The 22,743-nt window shown below is 38.2% G+C and carries 21 protein-coding genes; 16 read left to right on the forward strand and 5 right to left on the reverse strand.

The window, feature by feature from the left end; all coding sequences use genetic code 11:
* Positions 1-75: 75 nt before the first annotated feature.
* Positions 76-735, forward strand: coding sequence for a TraR/DksA C4-type zinc finger protein (locus tag MHH64_RS06180; RefSeq protein ID WP_095311807.1), 660 nt, complete (start codon positions 76-78; stop codon positions 733-735).
* A gap of 70 nt (positions 736-805) precedes the next feature.
* Here MHH64_RS06180 and MHH64_RS06185 read toward each other — a convergent pair whose 3' ends face one another.
* Together MHH64_RS06185 and MHH64_RS06190 are read right to left on the reverse strand one after the other, a co-directional pair.
* Positions 806-1,576 (reverse strand): zinc ribbon domain-containing protein, encoded by a 771-nt coding sequence (locus tag MHH64_RS06185; protein ID WP_340002879.1) that lies wholly within the window; start codon positions 1,574-1,576, stop codon positions 806-808.
* A 243-nt stretch (positions 1,577-1,819) separates the two neighbouring features.
* Positions 1,820-3,145: a trypsin-like peptidase domain-containing protein gene (locus MHH64_RS06190; RefSeq protein ID WP_340002880.1), complete on the reverse strand. Its 1,326-nt coding sequence runs from the start codon at positions 3,143-3,145 to the stop codon at positions 1,820-1,822.
* A gap of 221 nt (positions 3,146-3,366) precedes the next feature.
* On the opposite strand from MHH64_RS06190, the gene MHH64_RS06195 reads away from it, so the two are divergent.
* From MHH64_RS06195 to treR, 7 genes are all read left to right on the forward strand, one after another.
* Positions 3,367-4,053, forward strand: a complete 687-nt coding sequence (locus MHH64_RS06195; RefSeq protein WP_340002881.1) for a response regulator transcription factor — start codon at positions 3,367-3,369, stop codon at positions 4,051-4,053.
* 2 nt (positions 4,054-4,055) lie between these two features.
* On the forward strand, positions 4,056-5,411 hold the full coding sequence (locus tag MHH64_RS06200) for a HAMP domain-containing sensor histidine kinase (protein WP_340002882.1): 1,356 nt from the start codon (positions 4,056-4,058) through the stop codon (positions 5,409-5,411).
* Between the two features lie 130 nt (positions 5,412-5,541).
* Positions 5,542-7,368: a translational GTPase TypA gene (gene typA / locus MHH64_RS06205; RefSeq protein WP_340002883.1), complete on the forward strand. Its 1,827-nt coding sequence runs from the start codon at positions 5,542-5,544 to the stop codon at positions 7,366-7,368.
* Positions 7,369-7,796: 428 nt separating this feature from the next.
* Positions 7,797-8,873, forward strand: a complete 1,077-nt coding sequence (locus tag MHH64_RS06210; RefSeq protein ID WP_340002884.1) for a PQQ-dependent sugar dehydrogenase — start codon at positions 7,797-7,799, stop codon at positions 8,871-8,873.
* A gap of 295 nt (positions 8,874-9,168) precedes the next feature.
* Positions 9,169-11,109: a PTS system trehalose-specific EIIBC component gene (gene treP / locus MHH64_RS06215; RefSeq protein ID WP_340002885.1), complete on the forward strand. Its 1,941-nt coding sequence runs from the start codon at positions 9,169-9,171 to the stop codon at positions 11,107-11,109.
* 24 nt (positions 11,110-11,133) lie between these two features.
* Positions 11,134-12,804, forward strand: coding sequence for an alpha,alpha-phosphotrehalase (treC, locus tag MHH64_RS06220; protein ID WP_340002886.1), 1,671 nt, complete (start codon positions 11,134-11,136; stop codon positions 12,802-12,804).
* Between the two features lie 124 nt (positions 12,805-12,928).
* A complete protein-coding gene (treR, locus tag MHH64_RS06225; RefSeq protein ID WP_095311824.1) occupies positions 12,929-13,645 on the forward strand; it encodes a trehalose operon repressor in 717 nt (238 codons plus the stop codon).
* 122 nt (positions 13,646-13,767) lie between these two features.
* Here the strand turns inward: treR and MHH64_RS06230 are convergent, their stop codons facing one another.
* Both MHH64_RS06230 and MHH64_RS06235 read right to left on the reverse strand, forming a co-directional pair.
* Positions 13,768-14,622, reverse strand: coding sequence for an arginine deiminase family protein (locus tag MHH64_RS06230; RefSeq protein WP_340002887.1), 855 nt, complete (start codon positions 14,620-14,622; stop codon positions 13,768-13,770).
* 106 nt (positions 14,623-14,728) lie between these two features.
* The gene (locus MHH64_RS06235; protein ID WP_095311826.1) at positions 14,729-14,911 is read right to left on the reverse strand and encodes a hypothetical protein; all 183 of its coding nucleotides are present in this window, start codon (positions 14,909-14,911) and stop codon (positions 14,729-14,731) included.
* A gap of 312 nt (positions 14,912-15,223) precedes the next feature.
* Here MHH64_RS06235 and MHH64_RS06240 point away from each other — a divergent pair, with 312 nt between their 5' ends.
* From MHH64_RS06240 to MHH64_RS06250, 3 genes are all read left to right on the forward strand, one after another.
* A complete protein-coding gene (locus MHH64_RS06240; protein WP_303449055.1) occupies positions 15,224-16,381 on the forward strand; it encodes a CapA family protein in 1,158 nt (385 codons plus the stop codon).
* Between the two features lie 131 nt (positions 16,382-16,512).
* On the forward strand, positions 16,513-17,325 hold the full coding sequence (locus MHH64_RS06245) for a DUF368 domain-containing protein (protein ID WP_340002889.1): 813 nt from the start codon (positions 16,513-16,515) through the stop codon (positions 17,323-17,325).
* Between the two features lie 61 nt (positions 17,326-17,386).
* On the forward strand, positions 17,387-17,707 hold the full coding sequence (locus MHH64_RS06250; RefSeq protein WP_095311832.1) for a thioredoxin family protein: 321 nt from the start codon (positions 17,387-17,389) through the stop codon (positions 17,705-17,707).
* Between the two features lie 68 nt (positions 17,708-17,775).
* Here the strand turns inward: MHH64_RS06250 and MHH64_RS06255 are convergent, their stop codons facing one another.
* Positions 17,776-18,393, reverse strand: coding sequence for a VOC family protein (locus tag MHH64_RS06255; RefSeq protein ID WP_340002890.1), 618 nt, complete (start codon positions 18,391-18,393; stop codon positions 17,776-17,778).
* 132 nt (positions 18,394-18,525) lie between these two features.
* Between MHH64_RS06255 and MHH64_RS06260 the strand changes: the two genes are divergently transcribed.
* The 5 genes from MHH64_RS06260 to MHH64_RS06280 all read left to right on the forward strand — a co-directional run bounded on the left by MHH64_RS06260 (position 18,526) and on the right by MHH64_RS06280 (position 22,672).
* Complete coding sequence (locus MHH64_RS06260; protein ID WP_340002891.1) at positions 18,526-19,218, forward strand: response regulator transcription factor; 693 nt, start codon at positions 18,526-18,528, stop codon at positions 19,216-19,218.
* The gene (locus MHH64_RS06265; protein ID WP_303449046.1) at positions 19,215-20,567 is read left to right on the forward strand and encodes a HAMP domain-containing histidine kinase; all 1,353 of its coding nucleotides are present in this window, start codon (positions 19,215-19,217) and stop codon (positions 20,565-20,567) included. The genes MHH64_RS06260 and MHH64_RS06265 overlap by 4 nt, the downstream gene beginning before the upstream one ends.
* Before the next feature lie 56 nt (positions 20,568-20,623).
* A complete protein-coding gene (locus MHH64_RS06270) occupies positions 20,624-21,229 on the forward strand; it encodes a PepSY domain-containing protein (protein WP_095311841.1) in 606 nt (201 codons plus the stop codon).
* 162 nt (positions 21,230-21,391) lie between these two features.
* Positions 21,392-21,937 carry a PepSY domain-containing protein gene (locus MHH64_RS06275; protein WP_340002892.1) on the forward strand — a complete coding sequence of 182 codons (546 nt, stop codon included), beginning with the start codon at positions 21,392-21,394 and terminating at the stop codon, positions 21,935-21,937.
* A gap of 30 nt (positions 21,938-21,967) precedes the next feature.
* Positions 21,968-22,672 carry a PepSY domain-containing protein gene (locus MHH64_RS06280; RefSeq protein ID WP_340002893.1) on the forward strand — a complete coding sequence of 235 codons (705 nt, stop codon included), beginning with the start codon at positions 21,968-21,970 and terminating at the stop codon, positions 22,670-22,672.
* Positions 22,673-22,743 lie beyond the last annotated feature (71 nt).

Consider the following 22,743-nt stretch of genomic DNA (forward strand, 5'->3'; position numbering starts at 1 on the left):
GGTATTATAGAATCAATACGCTCCATCTACACATAGTATAGTTAGCAGTAATCATATTGATGGAAGGGGATAGCAATGATCCGTAAAGAGCAACTATCCAAATGCAAAGAAGCTTTAACTACCCGGCAATCGGAATTAATTAAACACGTTCAGGATCACTTTGGAATGAAATATGAATTTGCTCAGGAAACGTCTGGTGAATTGTCAAATTATGACAATCACCCTGGCGACACAGGGAGCGAACTTTTTGAAAGAGAAAAGGATTTAGCACTTAATGAACATGCTGAAAAGGAATTGGAAGAAATCAATAAAGCCCTTCATGCGCTAGAAGAAGGAACGTATGGTATATGCAAAATATGCGGTGCAGACATTCCTTACGAGCGTTTAGTTGCAGTTCCGACAACAGATACATGTATAGAGCATGCAAAGTCCGAAGCGTTTAACCGAGGGCGTCCAATTGAAGAAGAAGTATTCAGTCCAAACATAAATCCAGACGAAGTCACAGATGAGGAGCAAGTTGGGTATGATGCAGAAGATGCATGGCAGGAAGTTAGTCGCTATGGAACTTCAGAGACCCCATCTGATTTCTATGGTGATAAAGAGCATTATAATGATATGTTTCCAAACAGTGACGAAAATGTAGGATCTGTTGAAGATTTAGAAAATATACTTGCTGCAGATATTCATGGAAAATTTACTGGTGTCGCACCAAATCATGATAAACATGAGGAATAAAGAAAAGGCTCCTGTAACCAGCCAGGAGCCTTCTCATAAAGAGGTTTTTTTGCACTTAATGAATCGTTATTTAAAATAAGTCCGTTATACCACCTAAAAATGCGAAAATCATTTGTTGGATAAGATAACCAGCGATAAGCATACTGACAATATAAATTCCAATCAATACATAAATAGAATCAAATCCGTTAACTGGTTGTTCAAGCATAATAAATGTTGGAATAAGCAAAATTGGAGCAACTAGGCTAATTAAAATCAACGTTCCAGCAAATGGGAGCCCTACAAATGCAAGTAGTACACCTAAAATTGCAATGGTAAGGAAAGGAACAAGATAAGCTCCTACTTTAGCGGTAGTACCCGTAATCGTTGCTTTGTGAGCAGCTACCTTTAAACCACCAAAAATCAAGGTGATAACAACTGCGAATAAAATTAACAATCGTAAAAATGGCGCTAGGAAGCCTTCAACAAACGTCGTACCGAAATAACTGCTATTCAATGTGATAAAAGTACTAAGGGAGAATAATAAAATAAAAATGGCGATCGTTATAGTTCCGGAGATCCATTCCTTACCATCAATTTTCTTTGCATGGCTTGGATTCTTTATCAATGTTAAGAAGAAGTTTCCAAAGTTACCAGCTACTTGTTTTCCTTTTTCCAATGCTTCGTTGGTCGATTGATTTTCCGCAGTAGCAGGTTGTTTCGGTTCAGCAGCTATTACTTCTGATGTAAGATTTGGATTAGGATCTGAAGTTGCTGCCGCCTCCTCGTGTGTCAGTGATGCTCCACAATTCGTACAAAATTTTCCTGATTCTGTTTCTTCTTTACAAGATGGACAGATCATTTTTACACTTCCTTTCTAATTTGATGAGCAGATGACTTATACCATCTACTTTCGACAAAGTTCTACTAAATACCTTGTTCAAAATGAGTTTACGGAAGAATGTAGCCAAAAGCAACTATATCATTCTTATTCAAGGGCTTATGCTATATGTACGAAAAGTGGACGATTTTGGTTTCGTCATCATTCATTTAAAAAACGGGCCTGCCTTAAAAAATGTATTTTAAGGCAGACCCGTGCTCATACTTATTCATTCTCTTCAGTTTGCTCAGTTTGTTCAACAAGCTTTATATTCGTTGTTTGACGTTCACCGTCACGAATATATTCTATTTCAATTTCATCGCCGATATTTGTTTCGGAATATAAGTACTTCCGCAATTCAAGGATGGATGTTACTTCCTGACCATTAATTTTTGTAATGACATCAAATTGCTGTAAACCTGCCGCATCTGCAGGAGAGCCTGATTGTACATCTGCGACAACCATACCACCTTTAATATCTTCTGGGAGATTGATTTCATATCGGTATTGCGGTGGCACTTGATTTAGTGATGCGGTGCTTATCCCGATTAATGGACGTGATATTTCACCATTTGTTTCGAGCTGTTCCATAATCGGAAGTGCAGCATCTGCTGGAATGGCAAAACCAATCCCTTCTACAGCACCTTGAGCGATTTTCATGGAGTTGATACCAATAACTTCTCCATTCGAGTTCACTAATGCTCCACCACTATTACCAGGGTTAATTGCTGCATCTGTTTGCAGCACTTCCGTTATCCAATCCGCTTGGCCATCTTTGTTTGTATCAACCTCTACAGTTCGATTTAGCCCGCTAATTATTCCTTTTGTAACAGTGTTTGCAAAGTCTAGACCTAATGGATTTCCGATTGCAAGTACTGTTTCACCAACTGCTAATTCATCGGCAGTTCCAAAGTTTGCAACCGTGTCAATTGATGCACCGTCAACTTCTAGCACTGCTAAATCGGTAAGCGTATCCCCGCCAAGTACAGTTGCTGGTATACGTTCATCATCATTTAATACAATTTCAACCTCTTTGGCATTGGCAACAACGTGCTGATTCGTTACGATGTATGCTTTTCCATTTTCTTTTTTATAAATAATTCCAGATCCAGTACCAGCCTCCTGACTACCTTCCCAAACATTTCCCTGCTGCATGTTAACGACACCTACTACTGCTTCAGAGACCTCACTTATATTGGTCGAAACATCCGCCTCCTCTGTGGCTAGTGTTTCGACAATGTTTGGTGTTGAAGTCTCTTCTGTTGTTTCATTGTTATTCGTTTCAACTGTGTCTCCTGGAATCAAATTATTTGTGAACAAAAGCGCAACAATAACAGCCGAAATTATACCACCAACGAGTCCGCTGCCGAGTCCGCTAAAAGTCCGCTTCTTATTGGAGGTCGGTTCATTCTTTTCTGACTTGTATGTGTGTTTATCTGTATTATATTCTTCCGATTTACTTGCTTCTGCTTGTTCCTCTTGTACGTCTGGATGATCAAGGAAATTGGAATCACGATCGTCTTTATTATGAAATTCATTGTTATTATCCATTAAAGTGTCCTCCCTTGTTTGTTATAGAAACTATTGTATAGTTTTATTATAGAGAACCATGTTGGGAACTATTTGGGATAAATGTGGAAAAAATGTGTAATGGTACATATTGGTGTGAAGAATGGTCGGTTTATGTAAAAATAGAACTAGAATAAGTTTCTGAACCTATTTACCGGATTTTTTAAACAACCTCTATTATTATTTGAAAAAGGTGACATAACATGAATTATCATATTGGACTTGTTGAAGATGACGCGAACATCCAAAATATTGTTTCTGCTTATTTAAAGAAAGAAGGCTATGACGTAACGATTATGGATTCTGCAGAAAAAGGCTGGGAGCTCTGGGAAAATGACCCGCCTGATATGTGGATTCTTGATATCATGCTGCCAGGAATGGATGGTTATGAATTTTGTAAAAAAATACGTACGAGAAGTGATGTACCGATTATCATTATCTCTGCGAAAGATGAAGAAATCGATAAAATTCTAGGACTTGAATTAGGCGGTGATGACTATTTAACAAAGCCTTTTAGTCCTAGAGAGCTTATTGCAAGAGTGAAGCGACTTTTCCGGCGAACGCAGCCAAAACAAAATCACGCTGAGGAAGAGACAGACAGGCTGAAGGTGGACCATCTTTTAATCTACAGGGATGACCGTCGAATTTTCTTCCAAGGAAAGGAATATGAAATAACATCTAAAGAATACGAGATGTTGTTGCTATTTGCCGAAAATCCGAACCGGGCTTTTTCGAGGGAAGAGCTATTACTAAAAATCTGGGGGAATGATTATTTCGGAAGTGATCGAGCTGTAGATGATTTAGTAAAAAGGATTCGTAAAAAAATGGACCATATCCCGCTGGAAACGGTGTGGGGCTATGGATATAGACTGCGTAAAGAAGAGGAGTAATGATGAAACTTCAATCACAGCTAAATGCGGCCTTTACAACGCTGCTACTAGTCATTATGGCAGCAGCTAGCTATGTTATTTACTCGTTGATTCTTGATTTGCTAATCCAAGACGAACAGCGGCAATTGAAGGAAACGGGAGAGCTTTTAGTTAGTTTTCTTAACGAACAGTTTGAAACGGTTGGTGATTACAGACAGTTTTATGAATTTCTGGAGGATCAGGACTTGCAGCTTTTTCTATATGATCGAAATCGTGACGCTGTATTAATGTCTACAATGTCCGCTCCAGTTGCCAGTGATTTCTTTGAATCGAATAATTTCTCGGCAACTGATCAAACACTTTGGGAGTATGGAAATGAGCGATTTGTCACGTCCAGAATTTTGTTCTATCCGGAGATATCTGGATTAGAATTGATCTTGCTTACACCGATGCATGATTTAACAGTTGTACAGCAAAGCTTTTTTGTCCGCTTACTTCTCGTTTTCTTAATAGGAGCTGCTGCCGCTGTTTTACTAAGTTATTTTATGACAAATAAGCTCGTTACACCACTTTCCCAATTAAAGGGAGAGCTAAAGAAAATTGAAAAGCGACAGTTTAACGAGATGAATCGAGTAAAGGCAACTGGAGAAATTAAAGAAGTAGAGCAAAGTGTGTATGAAATGGCCAAGGAACTGGAAAGATATATGAATTCACAGCAAACCTTCTTCCAAAATGCCAGCCATGAATTGAAGACACCATTGATGACTATCCAAGGCTATGCGGAAGGGATTAAAGATGGAATATTTGAGGATAAAGAGCAGGAAAAAGGGTTAGAAGTCATGGTCTCCGAGGTGAAGCGCTTAAAAGAAATCATAAATGAAATGATCCTACTGGCGAAACTCGACAGTGAACCATCCTCCTATACCCCAACAGCGATAGAAGGAGAGTTATTGATTGCCCAAGTTGTTGATCGTGTTATTCCATTAATCAATGAAAGAGGAATTCATTTGCATCATCATGTGGATGAAAACATTGAATTTGTTGCCGACGAGGAAAAATTTTTAAGAGCTCTATTAAATATTGTTTTTAATGGTATTCGTCATGCGAAATCAGAGGTTTCTATTCGAGTCATTCAAGAAAAGCGATATGTAGCGATTATCATTGAAGATGATGGAGAAGGTATTGAAGAGGAGCAAGCAGAACAAATCTTTCATCGGTTTGTTAAAGGAAAAGACGGGGAAACTGGTTTAGGACTAGCAATTGCACGCGCAATTGTGGAACAGTCAAACGGGAAAATAGTAGTTGGAAAATCGGAGCTTGGTGGTGCAAAGTTTGAGGTTCATTTATTTCAAGAAAGAAAAGGCATGGATAAAGGCTAATGCTTGCAATAATTGTCACCAATGGAGAACAGTTTTTTTAAGAAATTGTAAAAAAAGCTGTTCAAATGAAAATAATATGATATAATTTTCTAGTTGAACATCCTGTGAATAATAGAGGGGCGTACTTTTTATGCAATTAAGAGAAGATATTCGTAATATCGCAATTATTGCCCACGTTGACCATGGTAAAACGACATTAGTAGATCAGCTTTTAAAATATTCCGGAACCTTCCGTGAAAATGAACAAGTTGACGAACGTGCGATGGACTCAGGTGATATTGAGCGTGAACGTGGAATTACGATTTTGGCAAAGAACACTGCAGTAAAGTATCAAGAGAATACGACGATAAACATTTTAGATACACCAGGACACGCTGATTTCGGTGGCGAAGTAGAGCGTATCATGAAAATGGTTGATGGTGTAGCACTAGTTGTAGATGCTTACGAGGGTACGATGCCACAAACACGTTTTGTATTGAAGAAAGCACTAGAACAGAAATTAACACCAATTGTTGTTTTAAATAAAATAGATCGACCAAATGCAAGACCAAATGACGTTATTGATGAAGTGCTTGATCTTTTCATCGAGCTTGGAGCAGATGATGAACAGCTTGAATTCCCTGTCGTTTATGCTTCAGCATTAAACGGTACTTCTGGTCTTGAACCAGAAGATCAGCAGGAAACAATGGACCCGATTTTCACTACCATTATGGAGCATATTCCGGCACCCGCTGATAATAGTGAAGACCCATTACAGTTCCAAGTAACATTGCTTGATTATAATGATTATGTTGGACGAATTGGTGTTGGGCGTATTGTTCGCGGAACAATCAAAGTTGGCCAGCAAGTTGTTGTATTGAAAGAGGATGGAACGAATAAATCCTTCCGTGTTACGAAACTATTTGGCTTTATTGGATTAAAACGAATTGAAATTGAGGAAGCAAAAGCAGGGGATATTGTCGCTGTTTCTGGTATGGAGGATCTGAATGTAGGAGATACAATTTGTCCAGCAGACCATCCAGACGAGCTTCCGCGCTTACGCATTGATGAACCAACATTACAAATGACTTTCCTTGTTAATAACAGTCCATTTGCTGGTCGCGAAGGAAAATATATTACTTCTCGTAAAATCGAAGAACGGTTACTGAAGCAATTAGAAACAGATGTGAGTCTGCGGGTTGACCCGACAGAATCACCGGATGCATGGATTGTTTCTGGGCGTGGTGAGCTTCATTTGTCCATTCTAATTGAAAACATGCGTCGTGAAGGCTACGAGCTGCAGCTTTCTAAGCCGCAGGTAATCATTAAGGAAATTGATGGTGTGAAATCCGAGCCTGTAGAACGTGTACAAGTCGATGTGCCAGAAGAATATACTGGAGCAGTTATGGAGTCACTTGGGGCACGTAAGGGCGAAATGCTTGATATGGTAAACCATGGAAATGGTCAAGTTCGTCTTGAATTTAAAGTTCCATCTCGTGGATTGCTTGGCTATTCTACAGAATTTATGTCACAAACTCGTGGTTATGGTATTTTAAACCATACGTTTGATGCATACGAGCCAGTAATCAAAGGGCAAGTTGGCGGCAGACGTGAAGGTGTACTTGTTGCATTGGAAAATGGAAAAGCTTCAACTTATGGAATTATGGGATTAGAAGACCGCGGAGTCATCTTCGTTAACCCAGGTACAGAAGTTTACGCCGGTATGATTGTAGGCGAGCATAACCGTGAAAATGATCTAACCGTTAATATTACGAAAGAAAAACATTTAACGAATGTTCGCTCTGCTACAAAAGATCAAACATCCACAATCCGCAAAACGCGTGATATGTCTCTAGAAGAGGCGTTAGAGTATCTAAACGATGATGAGTATTGTGAAGTAACACCAGAATCAATTCGCTTGCGTAAAAAGATTTTAAATAAAAACGAACGTGAAAAAGCAGCGAAGAAAAGTAAATAAGTCACAGAAACAGCAATGGTGAGTAAATTACCATTGCTGTTTCTGTTTTTGCCGATCAATACACACATTTCTATTCATTGTTGTCCGATATTTCATAATAATCACTTCTAAATGGTTTTATAACGGCGATTAATTCGTTAAAATGAAAGTAGCTACAATATTAGATAGGGAGTTGGCTTAATGGATAGGGATAAAAAAGATCCTAGAGATACATTTGACAGAACGTTTATTGGAAGTCCTGGTTTTATGATAATAGTTGTTTTAGTCATCATAATAGGTAGCTTGTTTATTAATTATTTCAAGTAAAAGTAAGACGTAGGTGCAGGGGGGGAAATCTAGTTCCTCGTTTATATAAAAACAAGGGATAGACTTATACTGACTGATTTATCGAAAGGAGATGATTCCATATCCGTTACAGAGTATTTGTTATGGTCTTTATCTGTTTAAGTCTTGCAGGTTGCACAATAGAAAATGGTACACCAGGTGAAAAAAAAACCGAGGAGGAACAAAACGATACGGAACAAGCTGTACCCGAAGGAGAAAGAGAAGTGCTTGCTGAGAATTTAGAGTCCCCATGGTCAATCGCAAAGCTTGGTGATACTTTTTATATTAGTGAGCGAACTGGCTCAATTGTCACAATTGATGGGGAAGAGCAGACAAGAAAAGACGTTCAATTGGAAATGGAACTATCTGATGAAGCAGAAGCTGGACTCTTAGGTACTGTAATTCCAGAAGATTTTCCTGATACGAATGAAGCATATGCCTATTATTCCTATCAGGAAAAAGGGGAAACCTATCAACGTGTTGTAACGATTGAAGAACAAAATGATAATTGGGTAGAGACAGACGTTCTGTTAGATGAAATTCCTGGCGGAGCCTTTCATCATGGTGGAAGAATGGAGATTGGCCCAGATGATAAATTATATGTGACGACTGGGGATGCATCAATTCCGGAATTAGCACAGGAAAGAGATAGTTTAGCAGGAAAAATACTGCGGCTTAATTTGGATGGCTCAATCCCGGAGGACAACCCAATTGCTAATTCATATGTGTTTTCCTATGGCCATCGTAATCCTCAAGGGCTTGCATGGAGCCCAGAAGGTGTATTGTTTGCTACGGAGCACGGAAATCAGGCACATGATGAAATCAATCAAATTAACCCAGGTGCTAACTATGGTTGGCCAATAATTGAGGGAGATGAAATGGAGGATGGGATGGAAACCCCAGTTATTCATTCAGGAGATGAAACATGGGCACCATCTGGTTTAGATTACTATGAAGGTAATGTTTACTTTGCTTCGTTACGCGGGGAAGGACTCAGGAAAATGGATCCGGTGAATGAAACGGAAGAATTGATTGTATCCGATGTGGGAAGAGTGCGAGATGTGTTAGCAGCAGAGAATGGTCTATACATTATTACAAATAATACCGATGGTAGAGGTAACCCAGCAGAAAACGATGATCGCCTGTTGTATATACCTATTCCGGAAAATCAATTACATTAGTTTGAAAGCCTTTTGTTCGGTTAACGGACGAAAGGCTTTTTACTTGCAGGAAACTATAAAAATTGAATGCTGTGGGTAACTTTCTACCCGGGTGCTTGCGCTTTTGTTCTTGCATAGGAAAATGATTGGTTTTAGGTGTCTGTTATATAGGGAAAGGTAAACGTGACACACCTTTTCTAAAACAACTCCTATGTAAGCACTTGCAAATCTTGTATATACAAGTTATACTAAGTAACGTAACATGTATATACAAGTTTAGGAGTATAATATAAACAAGCATTATAGGAGGTTTAGGATGGTGAACGAGGAGAAAACGCGAGCAGTAGAGTCAATATATGCACCACTTACTGGTAAGCGCATACCATTAATAGATGTTCCAGACCCAACCTTTTCAGAAAAGATGATGGGTGATGGACTTGCAATTGATCCGACGGAGGGAAAAGTAGTTGCGCCAATTGATGGTGAAGTAACACTTACGTTTCCGACAAAGCATGCTATTGGATTAAAAAGTAAATCAGGAATTGAGATCCTTATCCATATTGGATTAGAAACAGTTAATCTTGATGGAGAGGGCTTTGAGGTTCATGTGAATGAAGGCGATCAAGTAAGTATAGGAGATCCGCTTGTAACCTTTGATTTTGAATTAATTAAGCGTAAAGCCGCTAGTGTCATTACACCAATTATAATTACAAACGGAGATATAATTGAGAACCTGGAGAAAACGGGTGAAGAAAATGTTATAGCCGGAGAGAGTCAGTTTCTAAAGGCTAACATAAAAGTAGAAAAGAAAGAAGAACGTTCAACAATCACAAAAAAGGGAACACAGTATAGTGAGGAAGCCGAAGCCATTGTTACAGCTGTAGGTGGATTAGGAAACGTGGAAGCAGCAACACATTGTGTTACCAGACTTCGATTTGCTTTAACAGATGAGGATCAGGTTGATAAAGCAGCATTAGAACAGATGGATATTGTAAAAGGAACTTTCTCTACTAACGGTCAGTTTCAGATTATTATTGGACAAGGGACCGTAGATAAAGTTTACCGAGCGATGGTCAATGAAACCGGCATCCAAGAGGCATCGAAAGAGGATGTGAAAGCTGCTGGCGTCAAGAAGCAAAATGCATTACAGCGAGGAATTAAAGTACTGGCAGATATCTTCATTCCAATTCTTCCTGCAATTATTACAGCAGGACTATTAATGGGGATTAATAATATCTTAGCTAACCCTGGAATCTTTGGCAGAGAAGCACCGTCAGTGATTGAAATGTATCCACAGTGGGCTGGCCTGGCAAGTATGATTAATATAATCGCGAATACTGCCTTTACCTTCTTACCTGCTTTAATTGGTTGGTCTGCAGTGAAACGATTTGGTGGAAGTGAACTGTTAGGTGTTGTACTTGGTTTAATCATGGTTCATCCAGACTTATTAAACGCTTGGGCTTATGGGGCAGCACTAGAGGCTGGAGAAGTACCAACATGGAATTTATTCGGGTTCGAAATTGAGGCGATTGGTTATCAAGGCCAAGTATTGCCAGTATTATTTGCATCTTGGGTATTAGCAAAGATTGAACTATTTATGAGAAAACGTGTTATTGATTCGTTGCAATTATTAATCGTTGCTCCGGTTGCATTACTCGTTACAGGCTTTTTAACCTTCATTATTATTGGACCAGTCACGTTTACAGTGGGAAACTGGATTACAGACGGTTTGATCGCTATCTTTGAAGCAGCACCAATCATTGGTGGTCTCGTATATGGAGCAATCTATGGACCATTAGTTATCACGGGAATGCATCACACCTTCTTAGCAGTAGACTTACAGCTGATTGGCAGTACAGAAACGACATTCTTATGGCCAATTCTTGCACTATCTAACATTGCGCAAGGTGCTGCAGCATTTGCGATAATGGCAGTTGCAAAAGAGGAGAAATTAAAGGGACTTGCAGGTACGTCTGGGATTTCGGCTTGGTTAGGAATTACAGAGCCAGCCATGTTTGGAGTTAACTTGCAATATAAGTATCCATTCTATGCAGCAATTACAGGGGCTGCTATTGCTGGTGCCTTTATTACGATGCAAAATGTACTTGCAACCTCCATTGGTGTTGGCGGAGTACCCGGAATTCTTTCCATTGTTCCATCTGGATGGGTTTCGTTTGGTATCGGAATGGCAATTGTAATCATTTTACCTTTTGTCATTACGTACGTTATTGCAAAACGAAAATTAAATACACATTAATTCAACTAGATTAGGAGTGAAAATATGAGCGAAGCATGGTGGAAAAAGTCAGTCGTTTATCAAATTTATCCAAAAAGTTTTCACGACACAACAGGGAATGGAACGGGAGATATTCAAGGTATTATCTCGAAATTAGACTATCTGAAAAAACTGGGTGTCGATGTTATTTGGTTAACACCGGTTTATAAATCACCGCAAAATGACAATGGATATGATATCAGTGATTACTATTCTATTGAACCAGGATATGGAACCATGGAAGATTTTGAGGAGCTATTAGAAGAAACACATCGACTTGATATGAAGCTGATTATGGATCTTGTTATTAATCACACATCAACAGAGCATGAATGGTTTCAAGAGGCAAAGAAATCCAAGGATAATCCATATCGTGACTTCTATATTTGGAAAGATCCGGTTGATGGGGAAGAGCCAAACAATTGGCAATCCAAATTCGGTGGCTCTGCTTGGCAATATGATGAGCAAACGGAACAATATTTCTTGCATTTATTTGATCGAACACAAGCTGATTTGAATTGGGAAAACGAAAAGCTGCGTGAAAAGCTTTTTGATATGATGCGTTTTTGGGCGGAAAAAGGAATTGATGGATTCCGGCTTGATGTTATTAATTTAATTTCAAAAGATCAAACTTTTCCAAATGACGTCATTGGGGATGGTCGCAGATTTTATACAGACGGACCCCGCATCCATGAATATTTAAATGAAATGAATCAGGAAGTATTCTCAAAATACGATATGCTGACGGTCGGTGAAATGTCGTCAACCTCACTTGAAGCTTGTGTGCTTTATACACAACCTGAGCGACAAGAGCTTTCGATGACATTTCAATTTCATCATTTGAAAGTGGATTATCCACATGGAGAAAAGTGGACAAAAGCTCCATTTGATTTCTTGAAGCTGAAGAAAATTCTTTCGGATTGGCAGGTTGGGATGCACGAAGAAAACGGATGGAATGCTTTATTCTGGTGTAACCATGATCAGCCGCGTGCTGTATCGCGATTTGGTGATGATACGAAGCTGCACCGTGAATCAGCAAAAATGCTTGCCACCACACTTCATATGATGAAAGGTACGCCATATATTTATCAAGGTGAAGAGATTGGGATGACAAATCCTAATTTCACTTCTATTGATGAGTACCGTGATGTAGAGTCGTTAAATGCGTACAAATCATTACGAGACAGTGGAAAATCAGAACAGGAAACAATAGCGATTTTACAGCAAAAATCACGTGACAATGGGCGCACACCAATGCAATGGTCTAATGAAAAGCATGCAGGATTTACATCTGGAACGCCATGGATCAATGTTGCAGCTAATTATCCTGAGATCAATGTTAATCGAGCTTTAGAGGATAAAAATTCTATCTTTTATCACCATCAGCAGTTGATTCAATTACGGAAGAAATATGATATTATTACGTATGGGGACTACCAGCTACTATTTGAGGATGATCCTAAAATATTTGCATATACAAGAAACTGGAATGGCGAAAAGCTGATTGTTATAAGTAATTTTTCTGGAGATAATGCAACGGTAGATTTACAGCTGGACAAGAAAATAGCAAACCCAGAAATTTTGTTATCCAATTACGCTGATTCACCACAGTCGCTGGAGCAGTTAAGTTTAAGACCTTATGAATCGATTGTTTACCACGCATCACCGAGGATGTAATATCCCTTCTCCAAGCGTGATAAAATCGCTGGGATTTTATTTTAGGTCATATTCTTGTTGAAACAGAGCCCTTGCTGAGTGAAGCAAGTTCCTCTTGATTATGCAACGTAATGAGGTTTAAGACATGCAAAAGAAATATCTAGCAATTTACGATGATTTAGTAAACAAAATACAAGCAAATACATGGCCGGTATCTACGCTGTTACCTTCTGAAAATGAATTATCGATTCAGTATGACACCTCACGAGAAACAATACGAAAGGCGTTAAATCTGTTATCGCACAATGGCTATATTCAAAAGGTGAGGGGAAAAGGATCGGTGGTGATTGATATTCATAAGTTTTCTTTTCCTGTTTCCGGTATTGAAAGCTATGCAGAGCTGGCAGAGAAGCTTCAATTGGAGAGTAGCACAGCAGTGCATCAGTTGGGGTACCTGGACGCTAATCATGAGATAACTAAAATGTTAGCAATGACGCAAGGTGAGCGCATTTGGAATGTTGTGCGAGTGCGAGAGATTTCAGGAGAGAAAATTATTTTGGATAAAGATTACTTCACGGAGCGTTATGTTCCCTTGCTTTCCCTGGATATATGTGAGAAATCAATCTATCATCATATCGAGAATAATCTAGGACTGGAGATTGGTTTTGCACAAAAAGAAATTGTCGTGGAAGATCCAACAGAAGAGGACCGGAAATTATTGGACTTAGAAGGTTTCTCAAATATTGTCGTTATCCGAAGTCAGGTTTATTTACAGGATGCTAATTTATTTCAGTGCACAGAGTCCAGGCATCGACCGGACAAATTTCGATTTGTTGACTTTGCGAGAAGAGTAAAGAATTAAGTAGCAGGTCTTATTCAAATGAAACTATAATACTAAAATACCAGCCATCACTAGAAGGCTGGTATTTGTTTTAGCATACATTAGCGAGCTGTAATATCCCCAATGAATGAAATTTCACTTTATCAGGACGTTCGAATTAATGGTAACGTACAGCAGCGAAAGGATCCCCCAGACTTAATAATTTCAGAAAACGGTACTTCGGTGATTCGAAAGCCCATTTCGGTTAATTTTTGGTTCATGCGTTTATTTTCAGGCAGGCTAATAACGTGTTTATTTCCAAGTGAAAGTACATTGGGACCTAAGTGGAATTGTTCTTCCTCTGTTACTTCAATGAGTGTATATTCTTCTTTTAACATAAGATAAGCATCAGAATCCATAGCTGGTGGATAGATTAATGCAGTTTGAGCATCGATAATATTGAAAATACAGTCTAAATGAAGAATATCTTTTCGTAATTTAATGGGAGATACTTCATGATTCGGAAGCTGGCTTTGTAGAACAGCTACTGCCTCTTTAGAAGTACGGTCACTGATTCCGACCCAAACCTTTGAATGATCAATAATGACATCTCCACCTTCAATTGATGCCGTCTCGAATGGAAAATAAGCAACTTTGTTTCGCTGTAGCCAATCTAATAATATGTTCTGCTCTTTTTTACGAATGTCTTCTTTCATTGCAGATACAAAAAACGTATTTCCAATCGTAAAACCGATATCACGCGTGAACACCTGCTCATTCAAGTGCTCTAATTCGTTCAGTTTGATAACCTCAATCCCAATGGATTCCATGTGATGGATAAGGTTGGCATGTTGCTCTACTGCTTTTGTTTGATTAATATTATCGTTTACATAATACGCTTGGGTTTGATTGATCACTTCATTAATTTGCATATAGCGTGGAGAAACCGTAATTACCTTTTTCAATGGATCATATTCATTATGACAGTAAGCTATATCTCTGTTTTTTTCTGTGTTCACTTCATCTCCCCCAATCACTAGTCGATCGTTTACCTCATAATATGTATGCTTCGGATAATTGGATTGCTGTAGTAACCGGTTAGTAAGTACTATTGCTTAAATATTATTATTTGGATTTCTTACGTTTTTTTTCATTGGGGATATATTTGGTATAATACGCTGCGGTTAGTAAGCAAATAATAGCTAACCCCCAAGCTGCAACACCACCCCAGTATATGTCAGACATAACCCCAATGAGAATAATAATCCCACTTAAAGCAATGAAAATGGATGTAAGATATCGTTTCACACGCAACACCTCAGTAATTATATGTATGAATTGGGATTGGTAATATAGGAATTTTTTCTTATTACTAATATTATAGCAAAAGCTGAAATGAATTACACACGACTTACTTTCTGCTAACAAAAGAAATTTATGCTTATGTCCGACATCCCTTCCATAAAACTATTTTAAAAAGAGCCCCATATTGCTATCTGCAATGTTATATGAAAGAAAAATGAATTATAAAAAATCCTATTATCGAATTTTAGATTTTCTAATCACAATTTGTCATAACGATGGTAGAATGGAGACAAATACAGGTTAGGAGATTATTATATGAAAAAGCGGATAACTATTTTGCTTGCATTATTATGTGTAGCTGCTTTTATTTTAGTTGGATGTGCAGATAAAATAGTTGTAACGAATGGTAAAGGCAATGCAGTTAGAGGTTCAGTCGTTGCTTCTAAAGAATTCCCGAGCTTTAGTAAAGAAATTACAATCTCAGCGATTGGTGATATTCTTATCCATAGTCCAGTCTATATGGATGCAAAGACAGAGGGAGGATATGATTTTCTTCCTATGCTTGAAAGGGTCAAAGATACATTAGAGACTTCAACGATAACAGTAGCAAACCAAGAGACGATGATTGGTGGAGAAGAGCTTGGATTATCCTCATATCCTTCCTTTAATAGTCCTTTTGAAGTTGGTGATGCATTGAAAGCGGTAGGTGTCAATGTTGTTACATTGGCTAATAATCATACGTTAGATCGTGGTGAGGCTGCGATTCAAAATGCAATTAGTCAATGGGAAACAATTGATATGATGTATACAGGTGCATATAAAGATCAGCTGGATCGTGAAAATCTACGAATCTATGAAACAGAAGAAGATATATCCATTGCGTTTCTCTCTTATACGTATGGAACAAATGGAATTCCTGTGCCAGAGGGCAAAGACTATTTAGTGAATATGATTGATAAAGATCGTATTGCCGAGGAAGTAGCGCTAGCAAAGGAAAAAGCGGATGTTGTTACATTAAGCCTCCATTTTGGGAATGAAAATGAGCGAATGCCAAATGAAGAACAAAAGGAGCTTGTACAGTTTGCAGCTGATCAAGGAGTCGATATTGTAATTGGCCATCACCCACATGTCCTGCAGCCAATGGAGTGGGTGACAGGTAAAGATGGACATGAAACCTTTGTAATGTATTCATTAGGAAATTTCCTTTCGAATCAACAGGATCTGTACCAGCGAATTGGTGGAATATTAACACTTTCCATTAAAAAAATAGTCAAAGGTGATGCAGAAGAATTGGAAGTTCATTCACCGAAGTTCATGCCAACCTATGTGACATTTAGTGAGGATTTTACAAATTATGAAGTGACACCAATGTACACTCTAACAAAGGATGAGCTTAAAGGAGCGCATCAACACTATAAGGAAATAAAAGCGCATCTGTCACAATGGATGCCAGAGCTTGAGTTTATGGAATAATAATGGCCCCCATCTTTTCTCCAGAAGATGGGGATTTCGTATACAGGTTTTTCTATAATTTGTTGGTGTTTTTTGGTATGATAAACATTGCAGTTATTATAGTTCGTGTACATAAAGGAGATCGTTAATAGATGGAATGGAGAAATATATATCGTGGCCTATTAATGGGAGCTACAGATTTAGTTCCTGGTATAAGTGGTGGAACGATAGCTGTTTTACTAGGAATATATGATAGGCTGATTGCTGCGATCAGCGGCATCTTTAGTAAGGAATGGAAAAAACATATCGGATTTTTAATTCCCTTAGGACTTGGGATGGTAATAGCCATCTTTTTACTTGCGAGTTTGATTGAATGGCTGTTTGAGCATTATCCGGGACCAACGCAGTTCTTTTTTCTCGGATTAATCCTTGGGGTCCTGCCATATTTATTTTATAAAGCAGAAGCTAAACAGAAATTTAAATCGAAGCATTATGTGATGTTGGGGATTGGGGCAATTGTTGTTGCAATGTTGGCTTTTCTAAATCCAAATGAAGGAACAGTAATTGAAAATGTTACAACTTCTACTTACATCTTGCTTTTCTTTTCAGGGTTTATTGGAAGCAGTGCAATGATTATTCCGGGTATTAGTGGGTCGTTTATGCTATTGCTTATTGGTGTATACTCCACAATCATCTCAGCTATAAGTAATCTTTATTTCGATATTATTATTGTTACTGGGTTAGGAATTGCGATAGGATTTATTGTGATGAGCAAGGTTGTCGCATTTTTCCTGAATCATTATTATACCGGTACATTTGCTGTAATCATTGGATTGGTTATAGGCTCGAGCTTTGCTGTCTTCCCTGGATGGCCAGAGAGCGTGCCGATGCTGCTCGTTAGTGTGGCAACCTTTATCGCTGGTCTTCTTGCTGCCATTACGCTTGGAAGAATTGAATACAAGTAACGTGAAAAAGAAATGAAAGAAGCGTATAATCATTGTTAAAAGGAAAAAGGAGTGAACAGTTATGGAAGCTATTCAAACGGCTGAGCAGTTTAATGAAATCATTCAAAGTGACGAACCAGTAATTGTTAAATTTTACGCAGACTGGTGTCCAGATTGTAAAGTGCTGGACATGTTTATTGGTGATGTTATAAAAGAATTTAATAATTATAAATGGTATGAAGTGAACAGCGATGAAGTGGCAGGTGTTGCAGAAAACCATCAGGTAATGGGAATTCCAAGTATTTTGATTTTCCAAAATGGTGAGAAGCTTGCCCATCAGCATAGCGCATATACGAAGTCACCTGAGTCTGTATCAGAATTTTTACAGCAGCAATTAGGTTAATAAAACGCCCGATCATGATTGGAAATGATCGGGTGTTGTTTTTTATATCGTTATTGTTAATGAACCATTTAAGCAAACGTAAACGTTAAATTTTTACCTTGCTTTATAAATAAAGAAGCATTTTCTAAATTCACAGCACCGTTTTCTACACGTAACGAATATGCCTGAACATCATGAGGAGTCATAACAGTATGAAGCTTTTGTTCATTGATTAAATCGTTATCTTCGGGGACATTTTTCTCAGTACCCCATTCAATTAAAAAGGGAAGCGCGGTGCTTTCTGAGAGTGGGAACAGCATGCGCCAATTTAATGTCGAACCATTAGTTCTTTTCCTGCTGCCAGGAATTGGGCCATTATAGCTTATATCCTCTGCATTAAAATGCGCTATATATGCATCGATTTGATTGGTGCGAAGGGCATATTGAATCGGCGCTTCCACATGATTATCTAAAGCTTTGACAAGCTGGTGAATCAATGGGTTACCAGATTTTCTTGCGAGGGCTTCATCGAAAATACCAAGCCATTCGAGATAACAATCATTTTTAAAATAAAAAAGATAATTATACGTTCCCCAATTATGGTGCTCTCCTCCTTGGATGACTTTAACCCCATATTTTTGTGCGAATTGCTGTGCTGCCTTTTCAGGATCGTTTGCAGCGATAATTAGGTGGTCTAATGCTAACATAGTGAACACCCTTCCTTTAAAATGTGTAATAGGGACTATCGTTCCAGCGATGGTTTCTATAGTATAATAATAGCAAATAAAATTATAAAATTAAAAAAGTAATAATACCTAGAATGAAAGTTGGTGGGGATTTTGAGTGAAATTAAAATATTGATTGTGGAGGACGAGCAGAAGATTAGCCGTGTTCTGCAACTTGAACTAGAATATGAAAACTATCAAACTGAAATTGCTGCAAATGGGAAAGAGGCACTTCGATTAATGGAAGAAAAATCCTGGGATCTTGTATTATTAGATATCATGATTCCGGAATTAAGTGGATTAGAAGTACTGCGAAGAGTGAGAAGAAACGACGAAACAACGCCGGTTATCTTATTGACAGCAAGGGATGAGATCCACGATAAGGTGAGTGGACTAGATCTTGGTGCAAATGATTATATTACGAAGCCATTCCAAATTGAGGAATTGCTTGCACGCATCCGGGTGCATTTAAGAAAGCCAGTTCAAAAAGACGCTACCGGCGAGCTGTTATCGGTTGGAGATCTAGCTGTAAACTTAAATGGTCACGAAGTTAAACGAGCAGGTAAATTAATTGAACTAACACCTCGTGAATTCGATTTACTTGTCTGCTTATTAAAAAATAAAAATATCGTATTAACGAGAGAGCAATTAATCGAGCAAGTATGGGGATTTGACTATTATGGCGATACGAATGTGGTAGATGTATACGTTCGTTATTTGAGACAAAAGATCGATAAAGACTATGACATAGCATATATTCTAACTGTTCGAGGTGTCGGATATACGATAAAGGATAATGAGACATGAAATTACGGACGAAAATACAGCTTTTTACTAGTTTATTTATGCTTGTACTCGTCTTATTAGTTAATACATCGATTTACTTTTTGTTTTATAAAATAGCTGCAGATAGTGATCTTGAACAAATGGCCGTTCAAATGGATGCACTTACCGAAACGCTAGCAGATAATCCAGATATATCGAATGAAGAAGCCAAAAGGTTGATCAAAGCTTACCTCCCTACAAACGGGATGATTCGTGTAATTGATGAAAATGACAGACCGTTCATTCTACAAACGAAATCTGGAGCATATGAAACCTTGCCATGGGAGTATGTGACAACAGAGAGTAAAACAATTGAAACTCAGGCAAATGGACCGGATGTAGCTATTATTACAAGACCAGTTATATGGAATAACGGTGAGATTGTGACCGTGCAGCTTTCCAACCATCTCAATCATTTAGAAGAAACGATGAAGACGCTATTCTATGTACTCATCGTAGCAGGTGCGATTATGCTGATACCTTCTATCATTGCCGGTACACTATTAGGGCGATTTTTATTAAATCCGATTCAGAAATTAATCCAAACGATGAAGGATAATACGAAGCATGCCAAGTGGCAAAAAATCAATCTAGAAAACCGCTCTAAGGATGAGCTATACGAGATGGAAATGACGTTCAATGAGATGATCGATTACTTGAGAGATAACTTTGAAAAACAAGAAATTTTTGTTTCGAATGCTTCACATGAACTGAAAACACCAATACAGATTGTCAAAAGCTATGCACAGCTGTTAGAACGTCGAGGAATGGAAAATCCCGAGCTGCTGCAAGAGTCAATTGAAGCGATTGATTCAGAGGCAGATCGAATGAAAAAGCTCGTGGAACAGCTTTTATCGCTCGCGAAAAATCGCCAAGCACAAGAAATGAATCGTGTTGATCTCGGAGAGCTTACCGAGGAGACGGTAGAGACATTTGAGAAGGCTTATGCACGTAAGATTAATTTCCAGCAAAATGCAGACGACTTAATGGTTTATGGTAATCGTGATCAACTTGAACAAGTTATTTATATACTCATCGAAAATGCAATAAAATACAGTAATGATAAAATAAATGTCAGTGCTTCAAAATTGAATGATGATGTGATTATTCAAGTAAAGGATCATGGACAAGGAATACATGAAGATGAGCAAAAGCGGATATTCGACCGTTTCTACCGCGTGGATAAAGCGAGAAGTAGAGAAACTGGTGGAACAGGACTCGGTTTAGCAATTGCAAAGGTAATTACAGAGGAGCATCATGGAGAAGTTTCTGTATCCAGTAAAGTTGGAGAAGGATCGACCTTTACGCTTTGTTTGCCGTATAGGGAGTAGCACAGGTTTTATTTTTATAATAGTAAAATGGATTCTATAACGAGAGGAGTGAATCTATGAGAAAAAAGCTAATTATTGCTGGAGTCTGTCTCGTTGGAGTCCTTGCTTTAGGGTTTGGTATCTATCAATCGGGTGCTTCATCCTCCGAGCCAGAGTTGTCGAAGGAAGAAGTTGAAAATCTTGTTCAAGAGCAATATCCAGGAACAATTACAACAACGGATCTAGAAAAGAATGAAGATGGGGCAATTTATAAAGTTAGAATTGAAAGCAAAGGAAATAACTATGCTGTTACATTAGATGGAAATACTGGTGAAGTGACTGACTTAGAAATATTAGGTGAAGCAACAACTGAAAGCAGCGAACAAAATGATAATAATCAAGCAGAAGAGAACGATTCTAATAAAGAACCAAGCACAAATGAACCTGGACAAACGGAAGAGAAAAAGGAAAACGGTGCATCCAATGCAATGCTAAGTCAAGATGCAGCTAAAGAAATTGCGCTTAAAGAATTTGCTGGAACTGTCGTAGATTTAGAGCTAGATGAGGATGACGGAAGAAAAATTTATGAAATAGAAATCGAGAACGGAGAAGATGAGGCAACGGTCGAAATCGATGCCTACACAGGGGAGATTTTGGTCTTAGACATTGATATCGATGATTAAGATACAGACTGGCAGCGATTGAACGCTGTCAGTTTTTTTTAGTGGAAAAGTCTTCTGATAAAAACCTTATTTTTTTCTCATCAAATTCTAATCTTATTCACAGTGCACTTTCATTCCACCTGTTTAAGATAAAGGTAACAAGAAAACAAGGAGGAATTACAAATGAAAAAGAAATTAGGTATTGCAATTGGTACTGTAACAGCGGCAGCAGTTATTGGGATGGGGGTCTATCATTCAGATGCAGCACAAGCAAACCCAACTTTATCTTCGGAAGAAATTAGTGATATGATTCAAAATCAATATCCAGGAACGGTTACAGAGTTGGAAGTTGATAAGAAAGGTAATAAAACTGTATATGAGGTAGAAATTGAAGGTGATGGTGTAGAATATGAATTGAAATTAGATGGCGATACAGGTGAAGTTCTAAATGAAAAGCACAAAGAAACAAATTTCAACAAAAAGAATGAAAGTGAAACTACAGCTGCACAGAATAAACCCGTTGAGAATTTAATCGGAGATCAAAAAGCAAGAGAAATTGCATTGAAGGAATTCGATGGAACAATCAAAGAGTTTGAGCTGGATGAGGATGACGGACGTTACGTGTATGAGATGGAAGTAAGAAATGGCGATAAAGAGGCTGAATTTGAAATTGATGCATTAACCGGAGAAATTTTAGAAATGGAAATTGATACAGAAGACGACGACTGATAAAGTCGTTCTGAAAAAGGGGGGGCCTAAATGAGAAAGAAGCTTATTATATTGCTAGGTGCGATCATCACGGTTACAATCCTGGGGCTTGGCATTTCGCATTCGCTTATTGTAAAAGCTGAGCCTAATCTTACCAGAAAAGATGTTATGACACAGGTTAAAGATCAATATCCAGGGAAGATTACGGAAGTAGGGTTGGATGATGAGTCAAAAAATCCCGTTTATAAAGTCAATCTAGAAATTGATAGTCAAAAATATAATCTGTTAATTGATGGAAATACTGGTGAGGTATTGGATTTAACGGAAAAGTCGAAAGCAAATAAACAAGAGACTGATCAAGAAGTTAAACCAACCGCAAATAAGCAGGAAAAACAAGATGAAAATGAAATCACTATAAAAGAAAAACAATCTTTAAACCAACTGAACAGTGGCAAGAGTGAAGATTCAAAATCTGAAGCTGAAAAAGCAGCTGTAAAGTCAACTAATGATGAAACGAATAATTCTGAGCCTAAATCGAAGCAACAGCAGGCAAAAAAAGCAGTAATTGGAACGAATAAAGCGCGAAGTATTGCATTAGCTGAATTTTCAGGAACGATAGAAGGAATTGAACTCGACGATGATGATGATCGGCTTATCTATGAAGTAGAAATAGCAGATGGAGACAATGAGGCAGAGATAGAGATCGATGCATATACAGGAGAAATTCTGTTTATGGATTTAGAAATTGATGATTGATGCAAGGAGCGCCTGCCTTTAGGTCAGGCGCTTTGCATTGCATTTTATTTCAATTAGATCCTACATACTGA

It is taken from the genome of Oceanobacillus sp. FSL K6-0127, from assembly GCF_037983385.1.
GTDB lineage: Bacteria > Bacillota > Bacilli > Bacillales > Amphibacillaceae > Oceanobacillus > Oceanobacillus profundus.

Bases quoted from the DNA above. Each gene is read 5' to 3' on its own strand.
- MHH64_RS06180 (WP_095311807.1), top strand. From the start codon at position 76: ATGATCCGTAAAGAGCAACTATCCAAATGCAAAGAAGCTTTAACTACC.
- MHH64_RS06185 (WP_340002879.1), bottom strand. From the start codon at position 1,576: ATGATCTGTCCATCTTGTAAAGAAGAAACAGAATCAGGAAAATTTTGT.
- MHH64_RS06190 (WP_340002880.1), bottom strand. From the start codon at position 3,145: ATGGATAATAACAATGAATTTCATAATAAAGACGATCGTGATTCCAAT.
- MHH64_RS06195 (WP_340002881.1), top strand. From the start codon at position 3,367: ATGAATTATCATATTGGACTTGTTGAAGATGACGCGAACATCCAAAAT.
- MHH64_RS06200 (WP_340002882.1), top strand. From the start codon at position 4,056: ATGAAACTTCAATCACAGCTAAATGCGGCCTTTACAACGCTGCTACTA.
- typA (WP_340002883.1), top strand. From the start codon at position 5,542: ATGCAATTAAGAGAAGATATTCGTAATATCGCAATTATTGCCCACGTT.
- MHH64_RS06210 (WP_340002884.1), top strand. From the start codon at position 7,797: ATGGTCTTTATCTGTTTAAGTCTTGCAGGTTGCACAATAGAAAATGGT.
- treP (WP_340002885.1), top strand. From the start codon at position 9,169: ATGGTGAACGAGGAGAAAACGCGAGCAGTAGAGTCAATATATGCACCA.
- treC (WP_340002886.1), top strand. From the start codon at position 11,134: ATGAGCGAAGCATGGTGGAAAAAGTCAGTCGTTTATCAAATTTATCCA.
- treR (WP_095311824.1), top strand. From the start codon at position 12,929: ATGCAAAAGAAATATCTAGCAATTTACGATGATTTAGTAAACAAAATA.
- MHH64_RS06240 (WP_303449055.1), top strand. From the start codon at position 15,224: ATGAAAAAGCGGATAACTATTTTGCTTGCATTATTATGTGTAGCTGCT.
- MHH64_RS06245 (WP_340002889.1), top strand. From the start codon at position 16,513: ATGGAATGGAGAAATATATATCGTGGCCTATTAATGGGAGCTACAGAT.
- MHH64_RS06250 (WP_095311832.1), top strand. From the start codon at position 17,387: ATGGAAGCTATTCAAACGGCTGAGCAGTTTAATGAAATCATTCAAAGT.
- MHH64_RS06255 (WP_340002890.1), bottom strand. From the start codon at position 18,393: ATGTTAGCATTAGACCACCTAATTATCGCTGCAAACGATCCTGAAAAG.
- MHH64_RS06265 (WP_303449046.1), top strand. From the start codon at position 19,215: ATGAAATTACGGACGAAAATACAGCTTTTTACTAGTTTATTTATGCTT.
- MHH64_RS06270 (WP_095311841.1), top strand. From the start codon at position 20,624: ATGAGAAAAAAGCTAATTATTGCTGGAGTCTGTCTCGTTGGAGTCCTT.
- MHH64_RS06275 (WP_340002892.1), top strand. From the start codon at position 21,392: ATGAAAAAGAAATTAGGTATTGCAATTGGTACTGTAACAGCGGCAGCA.
- MHH64_RS06280 (WP_340002893.1), top strand. From the start codon at position 21,968: ATGAGAAAGAAGCTTATTATATTGCTAGGTGCGATCATCACGGTTACA.